This is a genomic window from Flavobacterium cucumis (genome assembly GCF_900148835.1).
Lineage (GTDB): Bacteria > Bacteroidota > Bacteroidia > Flavobacteriales > Flavobacteriaceae > Flavobacterium > Flavobacterium cucumis.
Map to the genome: position 1 here is coordinate 74,484 of NZ_FRYK01000001.1, position 25,230 is coordinate 99,713.

The 25,230-nt window shown below is 33.3% G+C and carries 25 protein-coding genes; 11 read left to right on the forward strand and 14 right to left on the reverse strand.

Going from position 1 to position 25,230, the window contains the following annotated elements; genetic code table 11:
- The first annotated feature begins 37 nt into the window (after positions 1-37).
- Positions 38-1,633, forward strand: a complete 1,596-nt coding sequence (bshC, locus tag BUE95_RS00325; RefSeq protein WP_073580360.1) for a bacillithiol biosynthesis cysteine-adding enzyme BshC — start codon at positions 38-40, stop codon at positions 1,631-1,633.
- A 47-nt stretch (positions 1,634-1,680) separates the two neighbouring features.
- Positions 1,681-2,100, forward strand: coding sequence for a nucleoside-diphosphate kinase (locus BUE95_RS00330; protein ID WP_073580361.1), 420 nt, complete (start codon positions 1,681-1,683; stop codon positions 2,098-2,100).
- Between the two features lie 56 nt (positions 2,101-2,156).
- Here the strand turns inward: BUE95_RS00330 and BUE95_RS00335 are convergent, their stop codons facing one another.
- Positions 2,157-3,635 (reverse strand): helix-turn-helix domain-containing protein, encoded by a 1,479-nt coding sequence (locus BUE95_RS00335; protein WP_073580363.1) that lies wholly within the window; start codon positions 3,633-3,635, stop codon positions 2,157-2,159.
- A gap of 191 nt (positions 3,636-3,826) precedes the next feature.
- On the opposite strand from BUE95_RS00335, the gene aceB reads away from it, so the two are divergent.
- Together aceB and aceA are read left to right on the forward strand one after the other, a co-directional pair.
- Positions 3,827-5,407, forward strand: coding sequence for a malate synthase A (gene aceB, locus BUE95_RS00340; RefSeq protein ID WP_073580365.1), 1,581 nt, complete (start codon positions 3,827-3,829; stop codon positions 5,405-5,407).
- An 81-nt stretch (positions 5,408-5,488) separates the two neighbouring features.
- Complete coding sequence (aceA, locus tag BUE95_RS00345) at positions 5,489-6,766, forward strand: isocitrate lyase (RefSeq protein ID WP_073580367.1); 1,278 nt, start codon at positions 5,489-5,491, stop codon at positions 6,764-6,766.
- 62 nt (positions 6,767-6,828) lie between these two features.
- Here the strand turns inward: aceA and BUE95_RS00350 are convergent, their stop codons facing one another.
- On the reverse strand, positions 6,829-7,125 hold the full coding sequence (locus tag BUE95_RS00350; protein WP_073580369.1) for a DciA family protein: 297 nt from the start codon (positions 7,123-7,125) through the stop codon (positions 6,829-6,831).
- Between the two features lies 1 nt (position 7,126).
- Complete coding sequence (locus BUE95_RS00355) at positions 7,127-7,543, reverse strand: lipocalin family protein (protein WP_073580371.1); 417 nt, start codon at positions 7,541-7,543, stop codon at positions 7,127-7,129.
- 106 nt (positions 7,544-7,649) lie between these two features.
- On the opposite strand from BUE95_RS00355, the gene BUE95_RS00360 reads away from it, so the two are divergent.
- The gene (locus BUE95_RS00360) at positions 7,650-8,714 is read left to right on the forward strand and encodes a serine hydrolase domain-containing protein (RefSeq protein WP_073580373.1); all 1,065 of its coding nucleotides are present in this window, start codon (positions 7,650-7,652) and stop codon (positions 8,712-8,714) included.
- A gap of 208 nt (positions 8,715-8,922) precedes the next feature.
- On the opposite strand, the gene ftsY is transcribed toward BUE95_RS00360, so the two are convergent.
- The 10 genes from ftsY to BUE95_RS00415 all read right to left on the reverse strand — a co-directional run bounded on the left by ftsY (position 8,923) and on the right by BUE95_RS00415 (position 16,416).
- Positions 8,923-9,903 (reverse strand): signal recognition particle-docking protein FtsY, encoded by a 981-nt coding sequence (gene ftsY / locus BUE95_RS00370; RefSeq protein WP_073580377.1) that lies wholly within the window; start codon positions 9,901-9,903, stop codon positions 8,923-8,925.
- A gap of 125 nt (positions 9,904-10,028) precedes the next feature.
- A complete protein-coding gene (locus BUE95_RS00375; RefSeq protein WP_014389076.1) occupies positions 10,029-10,181 on the reverse strand; it encodes a DUF4295 domain-containing protein in 153 nt (50 codons plus the stop codon).
- An 8-nt stretch (positions 10,182-10,189) separates the two neighbouring features.
- Positions 10,190-10,372: a 50S ribosomal protein L33 gene (gene rpmG, locus BUE95_RS00380; protein WP_008253902.1), complete on the reverse strand. Its 183-nt coding sequence runs from the start codon at positions 10,370-10,372 to the stop codon at positions 10,190-10,192.
- A 21-nt stretch (positions 10,373-10,393) separates the two neighbouring features.
- Positions 10,394-10,636 carry a 50S ribosomal protein L28 gene (gene rpmB / locus BUE95_RS00385; protein WP_008253904.1) on the reverse strand — a complete coding sequence of 81 codons (243 nt, stop codon included), beginning with the start codon at positions 10,634-10,636 and terminating at the stop codon, positions 10,394-10,396.
- Between the two features lie 79 nt (positions 10,637-10,715).
- A complete protein-coding gene (locus BUE95_RS00390) occupies positions 10,716-11,963 on the reverse strand; it encodes a CinA family nicotinamide mononucleotide deamidase-related protein (RefSeq protein WP_073580379.1) in 1,248 nt (415 codons plus the stop codon).
- Positions 11,964-12,010: 47 nt separating this feature from the next.
- Positions 12,011-12,355: an Hpt domain-containing protein gene (locus tag BUE95_RS00395; protein WP_073580381.1), complete on the reverse strand. Its 345-nt coding sequence runs from the start codon at positions 12,353-12,355 to the stop codon at positions 12,011-12,013.
- A gap of 2 nt (positions 12,356-12,357) precedes the next feature.
- Complete coding sequence (locus BUE95_RS00400) at positions 12,358-12,969, reverse strand: fumarylacetoacetate hydrolase family protein (protein WP_073580383.1); 612 nt, start codon at positions 12,967-12,969, stop codon at positions 12,358-12,360.
- A gap of 73 nt (positions 12,970-13,042) precedes the next feature.
- Entirely contained in the window at positions 13,043-13,813 is a 771-nt protein-coding gene (locus BUE95_RS00405) for a 3'-5' exonuclease (RefSeq protein WP_073580385.1), read from the reverse strand.
- A gap of 81 nt (positions 13,814-13,894) precedes the next feature.
- The gene (locus tag BUE95_RS00410) at positions 13,895-15,214 is read right to left on the reverse strand and encodes a dihydrolipoamide acetyltransferase family protein (RefSeq protein ID WP_073580387.1); all 1,320 of its coding nucleotides are present in this window, start codon (positions 15,212-15,214) and stop codon (positions 13,895-13,897) included.
- 83 nt (positions 15,215-15,297) lie between these two features.
- Positions 15,298-16,416, reverse strand: a complete 1,119-nt coding sequence (locus BUE95_RS00415) for a glycosyltransferase family 2 protein (RefSeq protein ID WP_073580389.1) — start codon at positions 16,414-16,416, stop codon at positions 15,298-15,300.
- Positions 16,417-16,507: 91 nt separating this feature from the next.
- Between BUE95_RS00415 and BUE95_RS00420 the strand changes: the two genes are divergently transcribed.
- From BUE95_RS00420 to BUE95_RS00445, 6 genes are all read left to right on the forward strand, one after another.
- Positions 16,508-18,358 carry a CocE/NonD family hydrolase gene (locus BUE95_RS00420; protein ID WP_073580391.1) on the forward strand — a complete coding sequence of 617 codons (1,851 nt, stop codon included), beginning with the start codon at positions 16,508-16,510 and terminating at the stop codon, positions 18,356-18,358.
- Between the two features lie 115 nt (positions 18,359-18,473).
- On the forward strand, positions 18,474-20,336 hold the full coding sequence (locus BUE95_RS00425) for an ABC-F family ATP-binding cassette domain-containing protein (protein WP_073580393.1): 1,863 nt from the start codon (positions 18,474-18,476) through the stop codon (positions 20,334-20,336).
- A gap of 73 nt (positions 20,337-20,409) precedes the next feature.
- Positions 20,410-21,231 carry an O-methyltransferase gene (locus tag BUE95_RS00430; RefSeq protein WP_073580395.1) on the forward strand — a complete coding sequence of 274 codons (822 nt, stop codon included), beginning with the start codon at positions 20,410-20,412 and terminating at the stop codon, positions 21,229-21,231.
- Between the two features lie 96 nt (positions 21,232-21,327).
- A complete protein-coding gene (locus BUE95_RS00435) occupies positions 21,328-22,029 on the forward strand; it encodes an ABC transporter ATP-binding protein (RefSeq protein WP_073580397.1) in 702 nt (233 codons plus the stop codon).
- A gap of 103 nt (positions 22,030-22,132) precedes the next feature.
- Entirely contained in the window at positions 22,133-23,542 is a 1,410-nt protein-coding gene (locus tag BUE95_RS00440) for an MATE family efflux transporter (protein ID WP_073580399.1), read from the forward strand.
- A gap of 26 nt (positions 23,543-23,568) precedes the next feature.
- Positions 23,569-23,799 (forward strand): hypothetical protein, encoded by a 231-nt coding sequence (locus BUE95_RS00445; RefSeq protein WP_073580401.1) that lies wholly within the window; start codon positions 23,569-23,571, stop codon positions 23,797-23,799.
- 279 nt (positions 23,800-24,078) lie between these two features.
- Here the strand turns inward: BUE95_RS00445 and meaB are convergent, their stop codons facing one another.
- A complete protein-coding gene (gene meaB, locus BUE95_RS00450; protein WP_073580403.1) occupies positions 24,079-25,164 on the reverse strand; it encodes a methylmalonyl Co-A mutase-associated GTPase MeaB in 1,086 nt (361 codons plus the stop codon).
- Between the last annotated feature and the right edge of the window lie 66 nt (positions 25,165-25,230).

Consider the following 25,230-nt stretch of genomic DNA (forward strand, 5'->3'; position numbering starts at 1 on the left):
TTTGAAATTTTCAGTATTTTAGCAAAAAAATTGCAAAATGCCAAGTGACTGTATTACGTATCAAAATTCGGGATATTTTTCAAAACTAATTGTAGCTTATTTAGACCAAAAGACTGAATTGAAATCGTTGTACAATAGGTTTCCATCAGTAGAAAATTTTAAAGATCAAATAGAAGAAAAAAATAAAAACTTCCCGTTTGAAAACAGAGAGATACTAGCTGATGCATTACTAAATCAATACCAAAAGTTTGCCATTTCAGAAACAACTTCTGTTAATATTCAACTTTTAAAAAATTCGAATACTTTTACAATTACAACAGGTCACCAACTGAATTTGTTCACGGGACCTTTGTATTTTTTATATAAAATTATTTCGGTATTAAATTTAACGAAAGAATTAAAAACTACTTATCCGGAAAATAATTTTGTACCCGTTTATTGGATGGCAACTGAAGATCACGATTTTGAAGAAATCAATTACTTCAATTTCAATGGAAAGAAGATCCAATGGGAAAAAGAAAGTAAGGGTCCCGTTGGAAGACTAAATACTTCTGGATTACATGAAGTTTTTGAGGAATTTTCAAACGAACTCGGGTTAGGAAATAATGCAAAGTATCTTCGTGATTTATTTAAAAAATCATATTTAGAACACGACAATTTAGCGGATGCTACGCGTTATTTAGCGAATGAATTATTCAAAAATGAAGGTTTAGTAATTATTGATGGCGATGATTCTAAATTAAAAAAATTGTTTGTTCCATATGCTAAAGAAGAATTGTTACACCAAACTTCTTTTAAGAAGGTGAACGAAACGATTCCGCTATTATCAAATTACGATGTTCAAGTAAATCCTCGTGAAATCAATTTATTTTACATTCAGGACGATTTGAGAGAGCGTATTATTTTTGAAAACGGATTTTACAAAATTAATAATACTTCCTTATCATTCTCAGAAAGCGAAATACTAACAGAATTAGAAAATAATCCTAAGAATTTTAGTCCTAATGTAATTTTACGTACGCTGTATCAAGAAGTGATTTTACCAAATCTTTGTTACATTGGCGGTGGTGGCGAAATTGCCTATTGGTTAGAATTAAAATCGAATTTTGAAGCTAACAATGTGCCTTTCCCAATACTTTTAGTACGAAATTCGGTACTTCTAGTAACAGAAAAACAAGTTTCAAAATTAGCTAAGCTAAATGTGAATTGGGAAGAACTGTTCCTAAAGCAAAAATCATTATCCGATAAAAAAACGAAAGAATTTTCAAAATTCACAATTGATTTTTCAGAGCAAAAAGCAATTTTAGAAAAACAATTTGAACAACTTCATCAAATAGCCCTTCAAACAGATAAATCGTTTATAGGGGCTGTGAAAGCACAAGAAAAAAAACAAATTAAAGGTTTAGAAAATTTAGAAAAGAGATTGTTAAAAGCCGAACGTCAAAATCATGCGTCAAAATTGGAACGAATTTTCGAAGTTCAAAACGAATTATTTCCAGGAAAAAGTCTACAAGAGCGAAATCAAAATTTTTCAACTTTTTTAAAAGAAATCGATAATTACGAATCATTTTTAGATAAAATAGCCACTAATCTAAAACCCTTTGAACAAAAATTCGCAATTATAACTTTATAAAATTGGTAGTATTAAAAATTACACTAATTTTGCAAAAAATTTAAAAAATGGCAACAAACAGAACTTTTACAATGATTAAACCAGATGCTGTTGAAAACGGGCACATCGGTGGAATTTTAAATATGATTACTGAAGCTGGTTTCAGAATTGTAGCAATGAAATTAACGCAATTAACTGTAGCAGATGCACAAAAATTCTATGCAGTACACAGCGAAAGACCATTTTTTGGTGAATTAGTTGAATTTATGACAAGAGGTCCAATCGTAGCAGCTATCTTAGAAAAAGAGAATGCAGTTGAGGATTTCAGAACTTTAATTGGTGCTACAAATCCAGCTGATGCAGCTGAAGGAACTATCCGTAAAAAATATGCTACTTCAATTGGAGAAAATGCAGTTCACGGATCTGATTCTGATGAAAATGCAGCTATAGAAGGTGCTTTCCACTTTGCAGGAAGAGAGCAATTCTAATCTCATAAAGATTTATAATTTAAAATCCGATTCATTTAAAATTGAATCGGATTTTTTTATTTATACTTATTCATAATATCCTTCACAACATTATCTGTTTGCGAAAATCGGGCTTTTCGTTCTAAATTCTTAGGTGGTGCAGCGCGTTCAGCACAATCTAAAATCGAACATGACTCACAGGTTACACCGACTTTCATCCGTTTTAGTGTTTCGTCTTGCAAAAAAGAAATTTTAGCTAGCGAATGTTGATTGATCATTATCCCTAAAGCTATACTTCGGTAATACCCTTTTCTAAAAGGATCCTTTGTTGCCGAAGAAATCACAAAATATTCATTATCGGTATGATTATACGAAGAAATTTGACTATCAAACACATGATTCACATTTGTTTCAGCTAATTCTTTAATGGTCTTTAAAGAAATCCATCTCCGACAATAATGCTCGTTAAGTTCATTTGCATGCGGCTCTAGTAAATTGGTAATATGCAATTCTTTAGTCAACTGAAAATCACCACGCTCTGGTTTAAAATTAAAACGAAGAAAGAAAAGATTTTTCAGATTAAAATCCTTAGGTAATACATTGGTCAAACGTTGGTAAAAAGTCTCTGGTGAATCCGTAAATTCATCCATCACCAATAGAAAATCTTGAGGGGTAAATGTTTTCTTCTCAAATAGACTCTTTAATTTTTTAACTAACACTTTTCTTGGAATAAGTAAAGCTCCAGCAAAATATGAAGCTATAAAATTATTTAAAACTTGGTCAAAACTTTCAAATTTAATCCAGGAGAACGTATATAATCTGTCCGTAATATTTAAAAAATTGTATGCTATTTCCTTTGCGTAAATAAACATCCGCTGAGAATCATCCGTTTCCGAAGAAACTAATAACGTTTTAGAGGTTGGCACAAAAACCGAACGCAAATTGTTCAACTCTTTATGTTGAGTAAGCTCTTCATTATTAATTATGTAGCCATATTCATCGGTAAGAATTTCTTCTAAATCAACCAAACTTAAGCGTTTGTTTAAATCAAGAGAGTAAGCCTTAGCAAATTTTTCAACCTGAGTTTCAATATCATCAAAATAATTATTATTGGCTTCTTGATACGAACGCAAAGCCGCTAAAAAGAAACTTTCACGCGTTAAATTATAATGCTTAGCAATTTCGAAAAGCGTACTTATAAAAGCATTTACCTTAATTGGTGCTTCTGCAATAATATCGATTAAATCACTTTCTTTAATACCAAAAACATCTAGTGGAATTTCCTTTAAAATTCTAGATTGTAAAATTTCGCCAATCGGCGCAAGGTTTTTGTCTAACTTGAGTGAAACTAATTGATCATATGAAATTTCCAAAGCGTCTGCTAAAAGAATAATTTTATCTCTTTTAGGATATTTTTTCCCTTTTTCAATCTCATTAAGATACGATTTCGATAAGCCCGTAATTTTGGCCAAACCAAATAAAGATAAATTCTTCTCTATTCTTATCTGTTTCAATTTCAAACCAAAAATTAGGCGAACATACTCTTCTTCTATCATCTTTTAATTATTTTTTGAAAAATAATTTGAAAACTATTTTCATTCGCTTTACCCTATTTTTCAGTAGATCACAAATATAATACATTTTTGCGAATACCTATTTTTTGATTTTTTTATAAAATTAGCGAACGTTCGCTTGTTTTATATTTATTAATTTAATAATATTGTAATCGAAATTAAAATTAAAGATCATGGAAACAAGCACATCACAACTTAAAATAAATGTAAGAGATACCTTTGCCGATATCCTTTCACGTGAAGCTTTGTTATTTCTTGAAGCACTTCAATTGAAATTTAATTCAAGAAGACTTGAATTATTAGAAAAACGAAAAGAACAACAAAAAAGATTTGATGACGGGGAAAAGCCAAGATTTCCAATTGAAACTTTAGAAATTAGAAACGCGAACTGGACTGCTGCTGCCATTCCTGAAATTCTATTAGACAGAAGGGTTGAAATCACAGGTCCCGTTGACAGAAAGATGGTTATCAATGCACTAAATTCAGGCGCAAAGGTATTCATGGCTGATTTTGAAGACAGTTGTTCACCAACTTGGAAAAATCTTCTGGAAGGGCAACGAAATTTAAAAGATGCTGTAAATAAATGCATTTCACTGGAACAAAATGGTAAAAAATACACTCTAAATAAAGAAACAGCAACGCTTATAGTACGCCCAAGAGGCTTGCATTTAGAAGATAAAAACATACGATTAGATGAAGAATATTTTTCTGGTGCTTTGGTAGATTTTGGTCTATTCTTTTTTCATAATGCAGAAAATCTAATTGCACAAGGATTAGCTCCCTTCTTTTATTTACCGAAATTAGAACACTATAAAGAGGCACGATGGTGGAATGACGTATTTATTTTTGCACAAGAATATTTAAAAATTCCGATTGGAACCATAAAAGCTACTGTTTTAATTGAAACTATTACCGCTAGCTTTCAACTAGATGAAATCATATATGAACTAAGAGCGCATATGGCAGGCTTAAACTGCGGAAGATGGGATTATATTTTTTCATACATCAAAAAATTAAAAAAACAGCCCGATTTTATCGTTCCCGATAGAGATCAGATCACCATGACAAGCCCATTCATGAACGCTTATTCGCAGCGAGTTATTCAAGTTTGTCACAAAAGAAATGTACTTGCAATTGGAGGCATGGCAGCTCAAATCCCGATAAAAGACGATGAGCATGCAAATCAAGTTGCTTATGAAAAAGTAAAAGCCGACAAAGAGAGAGAAGTTAAAAACGGTCATGACGGAACTTGGGTTGCACATCCTGGGCTTGTACCTTTGGCTTTGAATGTTTTTAACGAAAATATGATGACGAAAAATCAAATACACGTTAAAAGAGCTGAATTAAATATTACCGAAGAACAATTACTAGAACTACCAAAAGGGACTATTACCGAAAATGGTGTTCGAAAAAACATCAACATTGGGATTTTATATACAGAATCTTGGCTGATGGGAATTGGGGCAGCTGCCCTATACAATCTAATGGAAGATGCCGCAACAGCCGAAATATCAAGAACACAATTGTGGTTGTGGCTAAAAAAAGAAATACTACTTGAAAACGGAGAAAAATGTACCGTTGAACTGTATAAAAAATATATCGCAGAAGAATTAATTAAAATAAAAGCATATGTTGCTGAGGAGCGTTATACCTCGGGAAAATTTGAACTTGCCACCCAACTTTTTACAGAAATGATTCTAAATTCTGAATTAGATGCGTTTTTAACCTTGAAAGCTTATCCGTATCTCGATTAAAAAACTGCCGAATGCTGCAACATTCGACAGTCTATTCATAAATAATTATCAAATAATAACTATCTAAAACACAGCAAAATTATGAAAACTGAAGAAAGAATTCAACAATTAGTTACAGATTGGACAACAAATCCTCGATGGAAAGGTATCGAAAGACCCTATACAGCAGAAAAGGTAGTAACACTTCAAGGCTCTTACCAAATAGAATATTCTATCGCACGCCGAGGTGCAGAAGTGCTTTGGAACAAATTAAATACTCAAGATTGGGTTGCAGGTTTAGGAGCTTTAACAGGAAATCAAGCCATTCAAGAAGTTGAGGCTGGATTGGAAGCCATCTATTTAAGTGGTTGGCAAGTAGCTGCAGATGCCAACGTAGCGGGCGAAATGTATCCTGATCAATCGTTATACCCAGCAAATAGTGTACCTTTAGTTGTTAAACGAATTAATAATGCCTTACTACGAGCAGATCAAATTCAGTCTGTTAATAAAGTTCAAAACAAGAAAGATTATTTAGTTCCAATAGTTGCAGATGCTGAAGCTGGCTTTGGTGGAAATTTAAACGCATTCGAATTAATGAAAAGTATGATTGAAGCCGGTGCTGCTGGCGTTCACTTTGAAGACCAACTTTCGTCTGCAAAAAAATGCGGTCATCTTGGTGGAAAAGTTTTGGTTCCAACTCAAGAAGCCATTAATAAATTAGTTGCAGCACGATTAGCAGCAGACACAATGGGAGTTCCTACTTTAATTGTAGCACGTACAGATGCTGATGCTGCCAACTTGTTAACTAGCGACATTGATGAGAGAGACAGACAATTTATTACAGGCGAACGCTCACCAGAGGGATTCTTCTATGTAGAAGCAGGAATTGAACAAGGAATTAGTAGAGGACTATCGTATGCCCCTTATGCAGATTTGGTTTGGCTAGAAACATCAACGCCTGATTTAGAAGAAGCAAGAAAATTTGCAGCAGCAATTCATGCGCAATATCCAGGAAAATTATTGGCTTATAATTGCTCCCCATCATTTAACTGGGCTGCAAAATTATCAGTTGCACAAATGGAAACATTTCGTGAAGACATTGCCAAAATGGGATATAAATTTCAGTTCATAACACTAGCAGGATTCCACGCTTTAAACACCTCAATGTTTGAATTAGCTTTGGCTTATAAGAGAAGAGGAATGGCAGGTTATTCTGAATTACAAGAAAAAGAATTCGCTTTACAAGCAGAAGGATTTAGAGCAGTAAAACATCAAAACTTTGTAGGTACAAGTTATTTTGATGAAGTACAAAATACAGTTACAGCAGGATTAACTTCAACTGTTGCTATGAAAGATTCTACAGAAACCGCTCAATTTTAGTTGGAATACCTTTTGAATATTAATTTGTTTAAAATCCCGACTTTAAAAGGTCGGGATTTATTTCATCGCAAAACCAAACTTTTTACTAAATCTTTTCTTAGCTCTTCATTAATCATTTTTATGATTTTATCTTTACCATAGCTTAATTCTTCTCGCAAAACAGCTGAAGATAAAGCTACATATAAAGTAGAACCTTTTAACTGAATTTCTATTGTATAATTATTAACTCCATTTCCCATTAAATTTTTCCATGCATCACGAACATTTACGATATCCATACCTGCTTCCAACTTATTTTGTGAAATAAATTGTTTTAATACGTCACTTATCGGACTTTCCTCATTAAATCGCTTTGCCATTTTATTTTAGTGAAAATTTAGCTGGTCTTTTATAGTGATACTCCATTTCTTGTTGGTTTTTAACAACCAATTTATCCTTTGTTAGCGCTACTATTTCTTCATTCCAAGAAGCATATTTTGTTTTGTATTGTAACGATGCATTTCCATCATTTAAGACAACCACAACCTCTTCTTGAACATCGTTTACCAAATAAGTACCATCTAATTGTGGCATAACTTTTTTTCTAAAACCTTTATTAGCTTCTATTTTAAAGAAATCCAGGGTCTCATTTATCTTATACTCTTTTTTATCCCCATCAGGAAGTTCTACTTTTTCTATCTCCCAATACCCATTCAAATTTGAAATATCGGTATCTGAAATTTTCTGTTTACAAGAAAGTACTGAACCTAAAAGAATTACTAAAAGAATTTTTTTCATAATACAACTACCAAATTAGACCCTAAAATTACAATTTAATATCAATTGAATTAAACTATTGTGTATTTTTATTGTCTAATTTGAAACATTTCCATTTAATCTAAACATGAAAAAAGCAGCACTTTCTCTAATTATACTATTTTCACTTTTAGGCTGTAGCTCGGAAGAGAACAGCTCAACCATTGAAGAAACAATGTACTTCCCTCCGATAGGCTCTTCAACTTGGGAGACCAAAACAATTGCTTCATTAGGTTGGAACCCATCACAAGTACAACCTTTATTAGACTTTTTAGAACTAAAAAACACTAAAGGGTTCATCGTTTTACACAATGGAAAAATTGTCATGGAGCACTATTTTAATGGTCATACTGCAAACGATACTTGGCAATGGAACAGTGCTGGAAAGACACTCACCGCTACTACCATTGGTATAGCACAACAAGAAAATTTAATTAATATAAACACTAGTGTTTCTGAATATCTAGGTACTGGCTGGACAAGTGAACCCTTAGATAAAGAAAATTTAATCACATCACGTCATTTACTAACGATGACTTCGGGAATTAATGATGAAAACGACTTAGTAATTCTTTCAAATTTAACCTATCTAGCTGATGCTGGAACCCGATGGTCCTATCACAATGTTTTTCAAAAATTAATGGATGTTGTTGCCGTTTCTAGTGGTCAAACATTTGAAAACTATTTTAATGTCAAATTAAAAAATAAAATAGGAATGAATGGTTTTTGGAACAACGGAATTATTTATAAAATTTACCACAGCAATACACGAAGTATGGCACGTTTTGGATTACTTGCTTTGAATAAAGGAAAATGGAGTAACGAACAAATTATAAATCCTACCTACTTCAATGAAAGCATAACAACCTCTCAGAATATTAATCCGGCTTATGGTTATCTTTGGTGGCTGAATGGCACATCAAACTTTATGCTGCCAGGTGGACAAACTTCTTATAGCGGTTCGATTGTTCCCAATGCACCAACTGAAATGTATGCCGCTATGGGAGCTGCCGATCAAAGAATTTACGTGATCCCAAGTAAAAAATTAGTTATTGTTCGAATGGGAGAAGCTTCAAATCCTGCAAATCCAAATTTTGCAGTTTCTGGATTTGATAATGAACTTTGGCAAAAAATAAATGCTGTTATCAACTAACAGCATTTATTTTATTTTTTATTACCCTTCTTTTTGACACTAGTAAGCTTTACCAACAAATACATAAAGATTGCAAAAGATGTCAATCTAAACGTTATAAAAATATAATCAAAGTCTTCAAGAGGTATAGCTACTAAAGCTAAAACTACAGCAACTAAAAAAAGTTGTACTGTTCTATATTGTAAAAGTTCTCTCACTGTTATAAATCTTATTTAAAAAACGAATCAACAAATTCAAATTTATTAAACACCTGTAAATCTTCTATTCCTTCTCCAACGCCAATATATTTTACAGGAATTTGAAACTGATCAGAAATTCCGATAACAACACCTCCTTTAGCAGTTCCGTCTAACTTAGTAACGGCAAGACATGAAACTTCTGTAGCCGCTGTAAATTGCTTTGCTTGCTCAAAAGCATTTTGACCAGTAGAACCATCTAAAACCAAAAGTACATCATTTGGGGTATTCTCAACCACTTTTTGCATTACCTTTTTCACTTTAGAAAGTTCGTTCATTAAACCCACTTTATTATGCAAACGACCTGCTGTATCAATGATAACAACATCTGCACTTTGAGCTACCGCACTTTGCAAAGTATCAAAAGCAACAGATGCAGGATCACTTCCCATTTGTTGTTTTACAATTGGAACTCCTACTCTATCTGCCCAAATCTGCAATTGATCTATAGCTGCAGCTCTAAAGGTATCTGCCGCACCTAAAACTACTTTGTAACCTGATTTTTTAAACTGATATGCTAATTTCCCAATTGTAGTGGTTTTACCCACACCATTAACCCCAACCACCATTATTACATAGGGCTTTGTATTTGCAGGTATTTCAAATTGTGTAGCTTCACCCGAATTCGTTTCAGACAATAAACCCGCTATTTCTTCACGAAGAATGCTATTTAACTCATCTGTACCCAAGTATTTATCCTTAGAAACACGGTCTTCGATTCGTTCGATGATTTTTAAAGTTGTATTTACACCAACATCTGAAGAAACCAAAATCTCTTCTAAATGATCTAAAACCTCTGCATCTACTTTTGATTTTCCTGCAACAGCTTTAGTAAGCTTAGAAAAAAAGGAAGTTTTCGATTTTTCTAAACCTTTGTCTAAAGTTTGTTTTGCTTCTTCACTAAAACTTGGTTCATTTTTATCAGAAGAAAATATTTTTTTAAAAAAACTCATACTACAACTAAGGGTTAAGCATTAAAGATTTTGATTCTGCTCTTGATCTATTTTTTTTGGACAAATGTAAAAATAAAAAAGCTACTTTCAAACGAAAGTAGCTCATCTATATAATGTAAAATGAATTATTTCTTTTTCAAGAACTCATCAACTTCTTCTGGAGTCATAACTGACTCAACGAAAGTATAAGCACCCGTTTTTGGAGATTTAACCATTTTGATAGCTTTAGTTAATCTTTTAGAAGCTGTTTGTAAAGTTGCTACGGTTTTCTTTGCCATGACTTATCTTATTTAATTTCTTTGTGAACAGTAACTCTTTTTAAGATTGGATTAAATTTTTTAATCTCTAATCTGTCTGGAGTATTTTTTTTATTTTTTGTAGTGATGTAACGAGATGTTCCAGGAACTCCTGAAGTTTTGTGCTCCGTACATTCTAAAATAACTTGGATTCTATTACCTTTCTTTGCCATTTTGATCTATGTTTTTAAGGATTATACAGATTTAACAAATCCGTTAGCTTTTGCATTTTTCAATACAGCAGCAATTCCATTTTTATTAATCGTTTTTAAAGCAGCAGTTGAAATTTTCAACGTTACCCATCTATCTTCTTCAGGAATATAAAAACGTTTTTTAACTAAGTTAACAGAGAATTTTCTCTTTGTTTTATTCATAGCATGAGAAACATTGTTTCCTACCATCGCTCTTTTACCTGTAAGTTCACAAACTCTTGACATTATTTCTAATCTTTATTTCGTTATCTAAAATCAGGGTGCAAAGAAACAAAATCCATTTCATATACACAACTATCTTTTGCTATTTTTTTAAAATTTCTTTGTAAATGAGTTCCAACGCTTTACTTACCGCTCTATCAATAACCTTTTCACGAGGTTGACCAAAATTAAATTCCGCTACAAAAACCTTATCAGGTGTTGCAATTCCAATGAAAACAACTCCCAATTCTGCTCCGTCATCCCCCTTTGTTGGCCCTGCATTTCCAGTAGTTGCAATTGCATAATTTGAATTCATCATATGCTGAACCGATTTCGCCATAGCAATAGCCACTTCAGCACTTACTACCCCATATTTTGTTACCAAATTCTCATCAATTCCTAATGCATCTATTTTAGCTTGAGTAGCATAACTTACAACACCTCCTTTAAAATAATTAGATGCTCCTGGAACTGCTGATAAAGTTGCCGCAATTTTTCCCCCTGTACAACTTTCTGCCGTCGCTATGGTAACTTTCTTATCAGTTAACAACCTCCCTAAAACCACTTCAATTGGCTCATCCTCATTATACCCTACAATTATATCGTGCAACAACAAATCTAATTTTTCAACTTGTCTTTTTATTTCATTTTTCAACAACTCCTCATTTAAGCCTCTAGCTGTTAATCTCAAACGAACCTTCCCTGGACTAGGTAAATAAGCCAATTTAATGAAATTGGGCAAATTGTTTTCCCATTCCTCAATTTGCTCCGCAATCATACTTTCCCCACGACCATACGTCATAATCGTCTGATGCACTATATAAGGACGCTCATATTTTTGAACCAGATTTGGAATCACTTCGTTATCAATTAAATATTTCATTTCATATGGAACGCCTGGCAAGGAAATAAAAACAGTTCCTTCCTTCTCCATCCACATTCCTGGAGCTGTTCCAACTTGATTAAAAAGTACTTTAGCTTTGGTTGGCACCAAAGCCTGCTCTCTATTAATTTGAGTTATAGGACGTTTGTAAATCCCTTCTATAATAGATCTTACATGACTGAGAACTACTTCATTTTCTAATAATTCATCCTCAAAATATTCACAAAAAGTTTTTTTTGTAATATCATCTTTTGTAGGCCCTAATCCACCTGTTACAATAACTACTTCTACTTTATTTTGAAGGGAATGAAAAGTATCTAAAATATGTTGTTTATCATCAGAAATGGATAGCATTTCATGTGTTGCAATTCCAATTTTATCAAGAGCTTTTGCAATATAAGAAGAATTCGTATCGACAATTTGACCAATAAGAATTTCATCACCAATGGTTACTATAGCAGCTTTCATCTTTTAATTTACTAGATTTTTTTTGGAGGTTGGGGTTGAAAGAAAAATTATAGCTTAAAATCTTTCTTAATTTCTTTAACTGCTAATTTAATTCTATCTTTTAAAGAATTGAACACTTCTTTAATTTCTTTTCTTTTTCCTTCGGCTTTTGCCCAAGTCATAATTTGAATGTTTTCTTCATAAGCTAAATCCATTCCCAATAAGTCAAGCGTAGGCTTTATTTTATGACAAGAAGAATAAGTACGAGAATAATCTTTTTCTTTAATTGCCATTTTTATAGATTTGATTTCTGCAGGAACTTCTTCTAAAAACAAAGTCACAATTTGTAATGCAAATTCAATATCATTTTCAGAAATCTCATAAACTTTTGCCAAATTGTATTGTAATGCCATAACTACCTGATTTGAATTTTAAACATCGCCTTTCCTTCTATAAAACCCTCTAGAACATCTCCTTCATTTACTTTTGCCACACCTTTTGGAGTCCCAGTAAAAATGATATCTCCTATTTTTAATGTAAAGTATTGTGAAACATATGAAATCAATTCATCTATTTTCCACAACATTAAATTGGTATTACCTTCTTGAACGATTGCACCATTTGATTTTAACTCAAAGTTAATATTTTCTAATGAAGAATAATTTTTTTTCGACGTAAAGGCACCAATTACCGCTGAATGGTCAAATGCTTTAGCTTTTTCCCAAGGCAAACCCTTCTCTTTTAACTTACTTTGCACATCACGAGCTGTAAAATCGATCCCCAAACCGATTTCTTCATAATATTTATGAGCAAATTTAGCATCGATATGTTTCCCAACTTTACAAATCTTAACTAAAATTTCCACTTCATGATGAATATCATTACTGAAAGCCGGAATCACAAATGGATTTTTATTGGGTAAAATAGCAGAATCCGGTTTCATAAAGATAACAGGTTCTGTTGGTCTTTCATTATTCAATTCCGAAATATGGTCAGCATAATTGCGTCCAATACATATTATTTTCATTTTTCTTGGGTGATGAGTGATGGGTGATGGGTGATGGGCAAAACCATTTACCCATTACCTATTACCAATTACCCTATTTAGTGTTTAACTTTCTTAATTTAATTCCTGTAAGTACTTTTTTTGTATATAGAGGGAAATCCGCGTTTTGAATCCAACCAAAATAACCCGGCTCTTTATCAAAAACATCATCCACCAAAGCTCCTTTATGTTTTCCAAAGGTAAAAATTTCTTTCCCTTCGTTATTTAAAGCGATGAAACCCGCAAAATCAACCGACTTTTTACGCGTTGTAAATTCAGCTAACGATTTCATATCGTTTTCCAAATTCTCATAACGATCTAATTGTGCTTTTAAAATTTCGTAAGTAGCCATCGTATCCGCTTCGGCACTGTGGGCATTTTCTAAACTTTGTCCGCAATAGAATTTATACGCTGCACTCAAAGTACGCTCTTCCATTTTATGAAAAATCGTTTGCACATCAACAGAAACTCTGTTTTTCATATCAAAATCTACTTCCGCACGAAGTAATTCTTCTGCTAAAAGCGGAATATCAAATCGATCTGAATTAAAACCAGCCAAATCCGAATCTTTTATCATATTATGGATTTGGGATGCTAATTCTTTGAATGTTGGTTCATTAGCCACTTTTTCATCGGTAATTCCATGAACAGCCGTAGTTTGTGGTGGAATTGGAATCGTTGGATTTACCAACCAAGTTTTGCTTTCTTTATTTCCGTTTGGGTATACTTTAAATATTGAGATTTCAACGATTCGGTCTCTTGCCACATCAATTCCTGTAGTTTCAAGATCGAAAAAGCAGATAGGGCGTGTTAACTTTAATTCCATAGCATTTATATATGTGACAAAGATAGAAAAACCCGATAGCTTTTAAAAACTATCGGGTTTACATTTATAATTTATTTCAAATTAGAAATCTCTATTCACATCAAAAGCTTCTAAATACTCTGCAACGCGTTTTACGAAACTTCCTCCTAACGCCCCATCTACTACTCTGTGGTCATAGGAATGCGATAAGAACATTTTTTGACGGATTCCAATGAAATCTCCTTCTGGTGTTTCGATAACTGCTGGTACTTTTCTAATCGCTCCTAAAGCCAAAATACCTACTTGTGGTTGGTTAATAATTGGCGTTCCAAAAACAGAGCCAAAAGTGCCAACATTAGTTACCGTGTAAGTTCCGCCTTGTGTATCGTCTGGTTTTAATTTTCCTGCTTTTGCACGGTTTCCTAAATCATTAACCGCTTTTGCCATTCCAACTAAGTTCAATTGATCTGCATTTTTAATTACTGGAACAATTAAGTTTCCATTCGGTAAAGCAGCTGCCATACCTAAGTTGATATTTTTACGTTTGATGATAAAATCACCATCAACTGAAATGTTCATTCCTGGAAAATCTTTCAATGCTTTTGCAACTGCTTCCATGAAGATTGGCGTAAAAGTTAACTTCTCGCCTTCTCTCTTTTCGAAAGCATTTTTAACTTTATCTCTCCATTTTACGATGTTTGTCACATCTACTTCAATGAATGATTGAACGTGAGCCGAAGTTTGAACCGAAGCCACCATGTAACCCGAAATCAACTTACGCATTCTGTCCATTTCCACAATCTCGTCACCACCGTTTAATGACACTGGAACTGTTGAAGCTTGAGGTTTCACGTTTGAAGTTGTTTTTGTTTCCAATGCAGGCTGAACACTAGTTACTGTTGACTGAACACCAACTTGACTTCCTCTATTTTTGATATAATTTAATAAATCTTCTTTATTTACGCGGCCATCTTTACCAGAACCAGCTATTGACTCAAGTTCAGCTAAAGATATCCCTTCCTCTTTCGCAATGTTTTTAACTAAAGGCGAAAAGAATTTATCAGATGCAGAAAAATCAGCTGGCGCAACAGTTTCTTTAGCAACTTCTACTGCTTTCGCAACTTCAGCAACTGCAACAGGCGCTTCTGCTTTAACTTCTGGAGTTGATGCAACAGCACCACCTTCGGTTTCGATAATAGCGATTGTTTGTCCCACTTGAACTACATCATCGGTATTAAATAAAATTTCAACAAGTGTTCCTGCAACTTCAGAAGGCACTTCGCTATCTACTTTGTCAGTAGCGATCTCTAAAACAGCCTCGTCCATTTCAATTTTATCACCAACCTTTTTTAACCAGTTGGTTACAGTTGCTTCAGCAACACTTTCTCCCATTTTAGGTAATTTCAATTCAAACTTTGCCATATCTTTAAACTAAAGTTGTGTTTTTGTATTTGGTTTGCAAAAATACTAATTTTTCATTCGTTTTATAAAGAATTACATAATTTTTATAATAAAATTATTTCTCCTCTATCATTCGAATTATTACTTCCGATTAGATAATTCGAACTCGAAATGTAATTCTTAAAACTTAGATTCTTACTCTTATTTAACTGCATAAAAGTAATAATTTCAGTAAAATTAAATGTGGTTGTATCAAATATTATTTCAATATTTTTTTGAGGCTGATGTACAAATTGATTAAAATCAGACAAATAAGTTGTTCTTTTAGACTGTTCTAATTTTAATTTTCTTTTTGAAAAAACGACATATTCATCAATAGTTCGAACTTCATTCTTTTGCTGATGCTTCTTTAAAAGACTAAAAACAAAACTTCCTACTTGCATCATCACATCAAAAAACCATGATTTTTTAAAATGTTTTTTATAGAAAAATTGCATCGCTTCACGGAAACGTTTCATATACGTTCCATCGCGAACGGTACTTTCCCCTTTGTAATGAATCACCGCAGTCTCGTGAAAGTAATAATTCGATTTCCCTGATTTCAAAACCAAATAACTCAAATCGATATCATCGGAATACATAAAACAATTTTCATCAAAACCACCAACTTCAAGATACAATTTGCGCTTCATCAGCATGAAAGCGCCTACTAAAATATCCACTTTTCCCGACTCGTTTTCTGATAAATGTTGGGCATAATATTTTCCAAAATAATTGGAGATTTTATACAATCCGAAAATCTTCGTGAAAGCCACCCAAGGAGTCGGAACACCACGTTTACTTTCGGGAAGGAAATTACCGGAACCGTCAATTAATTTACAACCGATAATACCCGTGTTCCGTGTCCAGTTTTCAGTGTTCAGAATTTTAGAAAAAGTATCTTCTGCAACCACAGTATCGGGATTTAAAATACAAATGTATTCGCCTTTGGCTTGAGCGACTCCGATGTTATTTCCTTTTGGAAAACCTAAATTTTCACTGTTTTCAATACGCTTGATGTGCGGAAATTTGGTTTTCATCATTTCACAACTATCATCAGACGAAGCATTATCAATCACAATAATTTCTCCATCAATGCCTTCTAATGCTTTTTGAACACTGAGAACACATTGTTCTAAAAAATAGCGAACGTTATAATTAAGGATGATTACGGATAGTTGCATGATGCGAATATAATTAAAAGTTTAATTTTAACATTAGTCCATCTAAATTTTGAACAAAAACTTAATATCTTCGAAAATTAAAATAATTTTTATGAAAAAAATAATTGCCCTAATTTTATTTTTATTATCATTTTCAATTTTCTCGCAAGAGGATATAAAAGCTAATTATGACAAAAAGGAAGTGTATATTCCTATGCGAGACGGTACAAAACTTTTTACAGCCATCTACACTCCAAAAGATATTGCTTCAAGTAAAAAATATCCTATTTTGATGCAACGAACTTGTTATAGCATTGCACCTTACGGGGAAGACAATTATAAAAAGGCTTTGGGACCAAATGTATTTTTACAAAAGGACCAATACATTTTTGTTTATCAAGATGTTCGAGGAAGATACATGAGTGAAGGTACATTTACCAACATGACGCCTCAAGTTTCCAAAAAATCAAAGAAAGATGTTGATGAAAGTACGGATACTTACGATACGATTGACTGGTTAATCAAAAACATCAAAAATAATAACGGAAAAGTTGGACAATATGGAACTTCATATCCCGGATTTTACACTGCTGTTGGAACTTTAGCCAATCATCCTGCTTTAGTTGCATCTTCGCCTCAAGCTCCAATTTCAGATTTCTTTTTCGATGATTTTCATCATAATGGTGCATTTTTAATGGGATATTTCAAAACTTTCCCTGTTTTTGGAGTTCAAAAAACGAAACCTGAAACCAAATCTTGGTATTCAGACCAATCCATCAAAACAATTTCAAGAGATGGTTCCATTTTTTACAGAGAAATGGGTACTTTAAAAGATGGTGTAGATAAATATTACAAGGATAATTTTTTCATGCAAGAAATTGTAAATCACCCTAATTATGATGATTTCTGGAAATCAAGAAATTTATTGCCTCATTTAAAGGGAATTGATCACGCAGTGATGACCGTAGGTGGTTGGTACGATGCTGAAGACTTAGCCGGACCATTGAACATTTATAAAACAATTGAAAAAAATAATCCTAAAGCAAAAAACACCATCGTAATGGGACCATTTTCTCACGGAGGATGGTCGAGAGAAGCAGGTAAACATTATCACAACGACATCTATTTTGGAGATAGTATCGCTACTTTTTATCAAAAGAATATCGAACATAAATTCTTTAATCATTATTTAAAAGAAAAATCTAAAGAAGCTGCTCAACTTCCAGAAGCTTATATGTTTGATACAGGAAAAAAAGAATGGAAAACATTCCAAAATTGGCCTCCAAAAGAAAGTACTAAACTGAATTTCTATCTAAGCTCAAATGGAAAATTAGAAACCCAAAAAGGTCAATCAGCAAATTTCAGCGAATACTACAGCGATCCGAACAATCCGGTTCCAAGCAGTATCAATTACGCAGAATATAATGGTTTTACACCAAGAAATTACATGACGGAAGACCAAAGATTTGCTTTAAGTCGTCCAGACGTCGTTACGTTTACTACTGATTACTTAACAGAAGATGTTACGCTAGCAGGTGAAATTATGGCTAAATTAAAAATTGCTTCAACTGCAACTGATGCTGATTTTATTGTAAAAATAATCGATGTATATCCCGCAGACGAACCTCAAAATAAGGACAAACCAAATGTACTTTATGCCAACTATCACCAAATGGTTCGTAGCGAAGTGATGCCCGCTCGTTTTAGAAATAGTTTCGAAAAACCAGAAGCTTTAACACCAAACGCAACAACGGAAGTTAATTTTAGATTGCAAGATGTGTTACACACCTTCAAAAAAGGACATAAAATTCAAATTCAAGTACAAAGTACTTGGTATCCGTTAATTGCTGTTAACCCACAGCAATTTTTAGAGAATCCATACTTGGCTGAAAAACAAGATTACACTAAGGCTTTAATTAAAATCTTTGAAGAAAGTCATTTAGAAGTAGAAATTTTAAAATAATCAATACAAAGCCGTCAGAAATGATGGCTTTTTATTTATTCTAAAACATTGTACCATCAATTGCAATAGTCTATTTTTGCAATTCTAAATTCAAATTTCTGAATTCTAAATTACTATGAATTACTTATCAGTCGAAAATATATCGAAATCCTACGGCGAACGTGTGTTGTTTGACAACGTTTCGTTTGGCATTAACAAGGATCAAAAAATAGCTTTTATCGCTAAAAACGGTTCTGGAAAAACCACCATTATGAACATGATTAATGGTTTAGATGAACCCGATACAGGTCAAGTTATCATTCGTAAAGAAATTAAAATGGCGTTTCTGTCGCAAAACAATAATTTGCAAGACGAATTAACCATTGAAGAAAATATTTTTGCTTCGGATAATGAAATTCTAAAAGTAATTGAACGTTACGAAAAAGCTCTAGAAAATCCGAATGATGAAGAAGCGTATCAAAGAGCTTTTGATGATATGGATCGCCATAATGCTTGGGATTTTGAAACGCAATTCAAGCAAATTTTGTACAAACTGAAGTTGGAAGACTTGAAAATGAAAGTCAAAAACATGTCGGGTGGACAAAAAAAGCGATTATCGTTAGCCATTATCTTAATTAGTAAACCTGATTTATTGATTTTAGATGAGCCAACCAATCACTTGGATTTAGAGATGATTGAATGGCTTGAGGATTATTTTGCAAAAGAAAATATAACCTTGTTCATGGTGACACACGACCGTTTCTTTTTAGAACGTGTTTGTAATGAAATCATCGAATTAGACAACGGTAAAATCTATCAATACAAAGGAAATTACTCCTATTATTTAGCCAAAAAAGAAGAGCGTTTAGCTTCTGAAAATGCGAGTATCGATAAAGCTCAAAACTTATTTGTAAAAGAATTGGCTTGGATGCGTCGTCAGCCCAAAGCTAGAACTACCAAATCGAAATCACGTCAAGATGATTTTTATAAAATCAAAGAAGTTGCCGAAAGTCGAAGAAAAGAAAATGTAGTAGAGCTCGAGATCAACATGGAGCGCATGGGAAGTAAGATTATCGAAATGGTAAAAGTGAATAAAAACTTCCCTGATAGAACCATTTTAAAAGATTTCAGCTATTCATTCCAGCGTGGCGAACGCATTGGAATTATTGGTAAAAATGGAACAGGAAAATCGACTTTCTTAAACATTTTAACCCAAACCATGCAACCTGATTCGGGGAAGGTGATTATTGGTGATACGATTCAAATTGGCTATTACACACAAAGCGGAATCAATCCGAAACCAGGACAAAAGGTAATTGATATCATCAAAGAATATGGCGAATATATTCCGTTGACGAAAGGGAAAATTATTTCAGCTTCGCAATTATTGGAACGTTTCTTATTTGATGCTAAAAAACAATATGATTTCGTAGAAAAATTAAGTGGTGGCGAATTAAAACGTTTATATTTATGTACGGTCTTAATTCAAAATCCAAATTTCTTGATTTTAGATGAGCCAACGAATGACTTAGATATTGTAACACTAAATGTTTTAGAGAGTTTCCTTTTAGATTATCCTGGTTGTTTGTTAGTGGTGAGTCACGACAGATATTTCATGGATAAAATCGTGGATCACTTGTTTGTATTTAGAGGCGAAGGCGAAATTGAAGATTTTCCAGGAAATTATTCGGATTTTAGAGCGTATGAAGATTCGGCTGAACCAAAAGTTCTGAATTCGGTTAGTACTGAAAAAACAAATTGGAAAGAAAAACAAACGGTTTCAACAGGATTGAGTTTCAATGAGCAAAAAGAGTTCAATAAAATTGAAAAAGAAATCAAAGATTTAGAATATAATAAAAAACAAATCGAACAAGAATTCGCCGACGGAAAAGTGACAGACGATAAAATTGAAGTGAAAGCTAACGAGTTGCAAAAAATTATTCAAACTTTAGAAGAAAAAGAAGAACGTTGGTTTGAATTGAGTTCGAAAATGGAATAATAAAGTAATTAGTGAATAGTAATTAGTGAATAGCCAGACTAATTACTAGTCACTTTTCACTAATCACTATAAAATGCAGCATTTAATCAAATCATATCTAAAATTCCTTTTCCATTCCAAAAACGAACATGGAGTGCATTCACCATTTGTGTTTGATTTGGTTACGAAATGTTTTTATGACAACACCAAATATCTAGAATATGAAGTATTAAAATCGTATCGAAAATCGCTTTTAGAAAATAAAAATACGATTGAAGTAACGGATTTTGGCGTAGGTTCAAGAGTTTTTAAATCGAATACAAGAGAAATCTCAAAAATTGCACAAACCGCTGGAATTAATCCAAAAAATGCAGAACTACTTTTTAGAATTGTTCGTTATTTTCAACCCAAAAGCATTTTAGAAATTGGCACTTCATTAGGATTGGCTACTTCTGCCCTATCATTAGGCAATAAAAATGCAAAAATAATTTCATTAGAAGGTTGTCTAAGTACAACTAATCAATGTCAAATGCAATTACAAAAATTCAATATCAATAATGTTGAATGTGTAAACACAAGATTTGAAGACTATCTGAGTAACTGTAAACTGAACACTGAACACTGCCAACTAATTTACTTCGATGGCAACCATTCCAAAAAAGCTACTTTAGATTATTTTGAGGCTTTACTACCAACGATTTCAAATGATTCCGTTTGGATTTTCGATGACATTCATTGGTCAGCCGATATGGAAGAAGCTTGGGAAATTATCAAAAATCATCCAAAAGTTTCGGTGACAATTGACACCTTTCAATGGGGAATCGTGTTTTTTAGAGCCGAGCAAGAAAAAGAACATTTCATCATCAATCCGAATAAAACGATTAGTTCTCACTTGTTTGAAAGAATTCGTTTTTAATTGTAACAAATTCCTTTGTTTTTCTACTTATAATAGTGTTATATCAATAATAGTGTCATCTCGAGTGAAGTCGAGAGGCTAAATTCTAATTTCATTATGGCAAATCCGTTAATTAAAATAACCAATATCAAAAGAGATTTTCCTTTAGGAAACGAGATCGTATATGTATTAAAAGGCATCGATTTAGAAATCAATAAAGGCGAATATGTAGCGTTGATGGGACCTTCAGGTTCTGGAAAATCCACTTTAATGAATATTTTAGGTTGTTTGGACACACCCACTTCTGGAACTTACATTTTGAACGGAAAACACGTAAGTGAAATGCAAGACGACGAATTGGCTGGAATTCGTAACAAAGAAATTGGATTCGTTTTTCAAACCTTCAACTTGATGCCAAGAACGACGGCTTTGGATAATGTTGCTTTACCAATGGTGTATGCAGGCCATTCGAAATCAGAACGTGTGGAGCGTGCTACTGAAGTATTAACACAAGTGGGACTTCAAGACCGTATGGACCATAAACCGAATCAGTTATCGGGTGGTCAACGTCAGCGTGTGGCGGTGGCGAGAGCTTTGGTGAACAAACCTTCTATCATTTTAGCCGATGAGCCAACCGGAAACTTAGATAGTAAAACGTCGGTAGAAATCATGAATTTATTCAACGAAATTCACGCCAACGGAAATACGGTAATTTTGGTAACACACGAAGAAGATATTGCCGCTTATGCGCACAGAATTATTCGTTTACGAGATGGGATTATAGAAAGTGATACACGAAATATTCATACAAAAGAATAAAATTAACTCACCATATTTGAACCTGTCTCGATTTAGAATCCTGACAGGTTTTTTTCATTGAATTACTTTTCAAAATAACTACCTTTGCCACAAAATTGCCAAAATGACTTTTTCTGACTACTCTAAAGAATTTTCATATAACTTGAAACTTGCCTACCCTATTATTTTAGGAATGATAGGCCATACAATTGTAGGAATTGTCGATAACATCATGGTTGGGAAATTAGGCCCAACCGAATTGGCCGCTGTGTCATTAGGAAACAGTTTTGTTTTCATTGCAATGTCTTTAGGAATCGGATTTTCAACTGCCATTACCCCTTTAGTTGCCGAATCTGATGGAAAAAATGATGTGGCTGGCGGTCGTTCTGCTTTTCATCACGGGTTGTATTTGTGTACGATTTTAGGTGTGGCTTTATTCACTTTAATTTTCTTTTCGAAACCACTTATTGCTTACATGGGACAGCCAGAAGCTGTAGTGGAGATGGCAAAACCGTATCTTGATATCGTAGGTTTTTCGTTGATTCCCTTAATTATGTACCAAGCATACAAACAATTTGCCGATGGTTTAAGCGAAACGAAATATTCCATGTGGGCAACTATCATTGGAAATATTACCAATGTGGTTATCAACTATTTTTTAATCTACGGAATTTGGATTTTTCCAAAATGGGGAATCGTAGGTGCTGCTGTAGGAACAATTGTTTCTCGCTTTGTGATGTTAGGTTTTATGCATTACATGATGAATTTAAAACCAAAATTTCATCCTTATTTCAAAGGTTTTAGTTTGAAAGAAATTAAAAAAGAAGTCAATCAAAAAATTATAAAAATTGGGATGCCTTCCGCCATGCAAATGTTCTTTGAAGTAGCCTTGTTTACGGGTGCTATTTGGTTATGTGGTATGATTGGGACAACCAGTCAAGCCGCTAATCAAGTTGCTTTGAGTTTGGCATCTGTAACCTTTATGTTTGCTATGGGATTAAGTGTCACGGCTATGATTCGTATTGGAAATCAAAAAGGCTTGAATGATTATGTGACCTTGCGAAAAGTAGCGATTTCCATTTTCTTATTAACCATTATTATCGAAGTCTTTTTTGCTTTATTATTTGTGGTTTTACACTCCCATTTACCTTATATTTTTGTAGACATCAACGATGCTAAAAACCTAACCGAAAACTTGGAGGTAATTGCGATTTCGTCTAATTTACTTTTGGTAGCTGCTGTTTTTCAAATTTCTGATGGTTTACAAGTAGTGGTTTTAGGAGCACTTCGTGGATTGCAAGATGCGAAAATACCAATGTATATTACTTTTATAGCATATTGGGTAATTGGATTTCCAATATCCATCTACTTAGGATTAGAAACCGAATTAAAAGCCGTTGGCGTTTGGATTGGACTTTTAGCTGGATTAACAGCTGCAGCGATCTTTTTGTATATTCGCTTTAATTATCTAACCAAAAAACTGGTTCAAGTGCAAACCAATCCCGAAGCTTCGGGACAAGTTCAATTACAATAAAAAGAAGAAATTAAAATCATAAAAACATGAACTTACCAAAATTTGTAATCGGTGATAATACCGATTTTCCAGAAGATATTTTCGTAATCCATTTAGAATATCCAAGATTCGTTATCAATTTAAAAGATGACGAAGTAGAATTTTTAGAAGACATCGAAGAAGAAGACGAAAAAGAATTGGAATCAGAAATGGAACATTTAATTACCATTGCCGGAGAATTCTACGATAGAGAAATTGAACGTTACGAGGAGGAATAGTGTTCAGTGATAAGTAAAAAGTGTTCAGATATTAAATTAATTAGAGAGTAATGTTTCTTTCAATTTTAGAATTTCAGTCAAAAAGCTGGGAAAATTTTTTCTACACCTGTTTTTTCTTACTTTCTGCATTTATATTTTATGGATTAAAACAATGGAATATTTCTGTAAGAAGAACGAAAAAATTTGAAGAAATAACAACAAAAAGCAATATTATAAAATATTGGATATTTATTTTTATTTGTCTTTTTGGGGCATTTATCTGTTTAATAAAATTAATTCTTAGCCTTTAAAATATCGTTCCAACAAACTCATAGCCGCTGCAAAAGGTGAAATTTCATTGTTTTGCAAGGCTTTTTTATTTTCTTCTAATAGTTGCATGATATTCGGATGATTGTAAAAATGATTTTTTAATTGTTCATTAATTGTTTCCATCATCCAAAATTGGTTTTGATTCTGACGCTTTTCTTCGAAATAGTGATTCGATTTTACCAATTCGAAATACTCGGAAATAATTTCCCAAATCCCATCAATTCCGGTTTTCTCATATGCGCTACAAGTCGTCACTTTCGGAATCCAACCCGAAGATTTGGCTGGAAATAAATGTAAGGCTCTATTGAATTCGGTTTTAGCTAATTTCGCTTTCGCCACATTATCACCATCCGCTTTGTTAATGACAATTGTGTCCGCCATTTCCATAATACCGCGTTTAATACCTTGTAACTCATCGCCTGCCCCTGCAATTTTTAACAATAGAAAGAAATCGACCATACTGTGAACGGCAGTTTCACTTTGCCCTACTCCAACGGTTTCAATAATAATCGTATCAAAACCACAAGCTTCACAAAGAATGATAGTTTCACGAGTCTTTCTGGCAACTCCACCTAATGTATCACCTGAAGCACTTGGCCGAATGTAAGCATTTTCATCTTTTACCAATTCTTCCATTCGGGTTTTATCGCCCAAAATACTTCCGTGACTGATAGATGAACTTGGGTCAACCGCTAAAACAGCTACTTTTTTTCCGATGGAAGTGAGATATTTTCCAAAAGCTTCAATAAACGTACTTTTTCCAACACCGGGAACACCCGTAATTCCAATACGAACGGATTCATTCGCATGTGGCAAACAACCTTTTATCACTTCATTCGCTTTAGCTAAATGTTCAGGATTAGTACTTTCAACCAAAGTAATAGCGCGACTCAAAGCGGTTTTATCACCTTTTAAAATTCCAGCAATCAATTCCTCTGCCGAAGGTTGTTTTCTTCGGAATTGTTGAATTTGATGCGCGACAACCGTACTCAACGTATCGGGTTGGGCTACACCATGAATTTCTGAAAGTGCCGATTTTTTACTAGGTGTTTTCAAAAGGAATTTTGCTTTTTGTAAAAATACAAAAATTGTAGGAATTCAAAACATTTAAATATCAGGGTT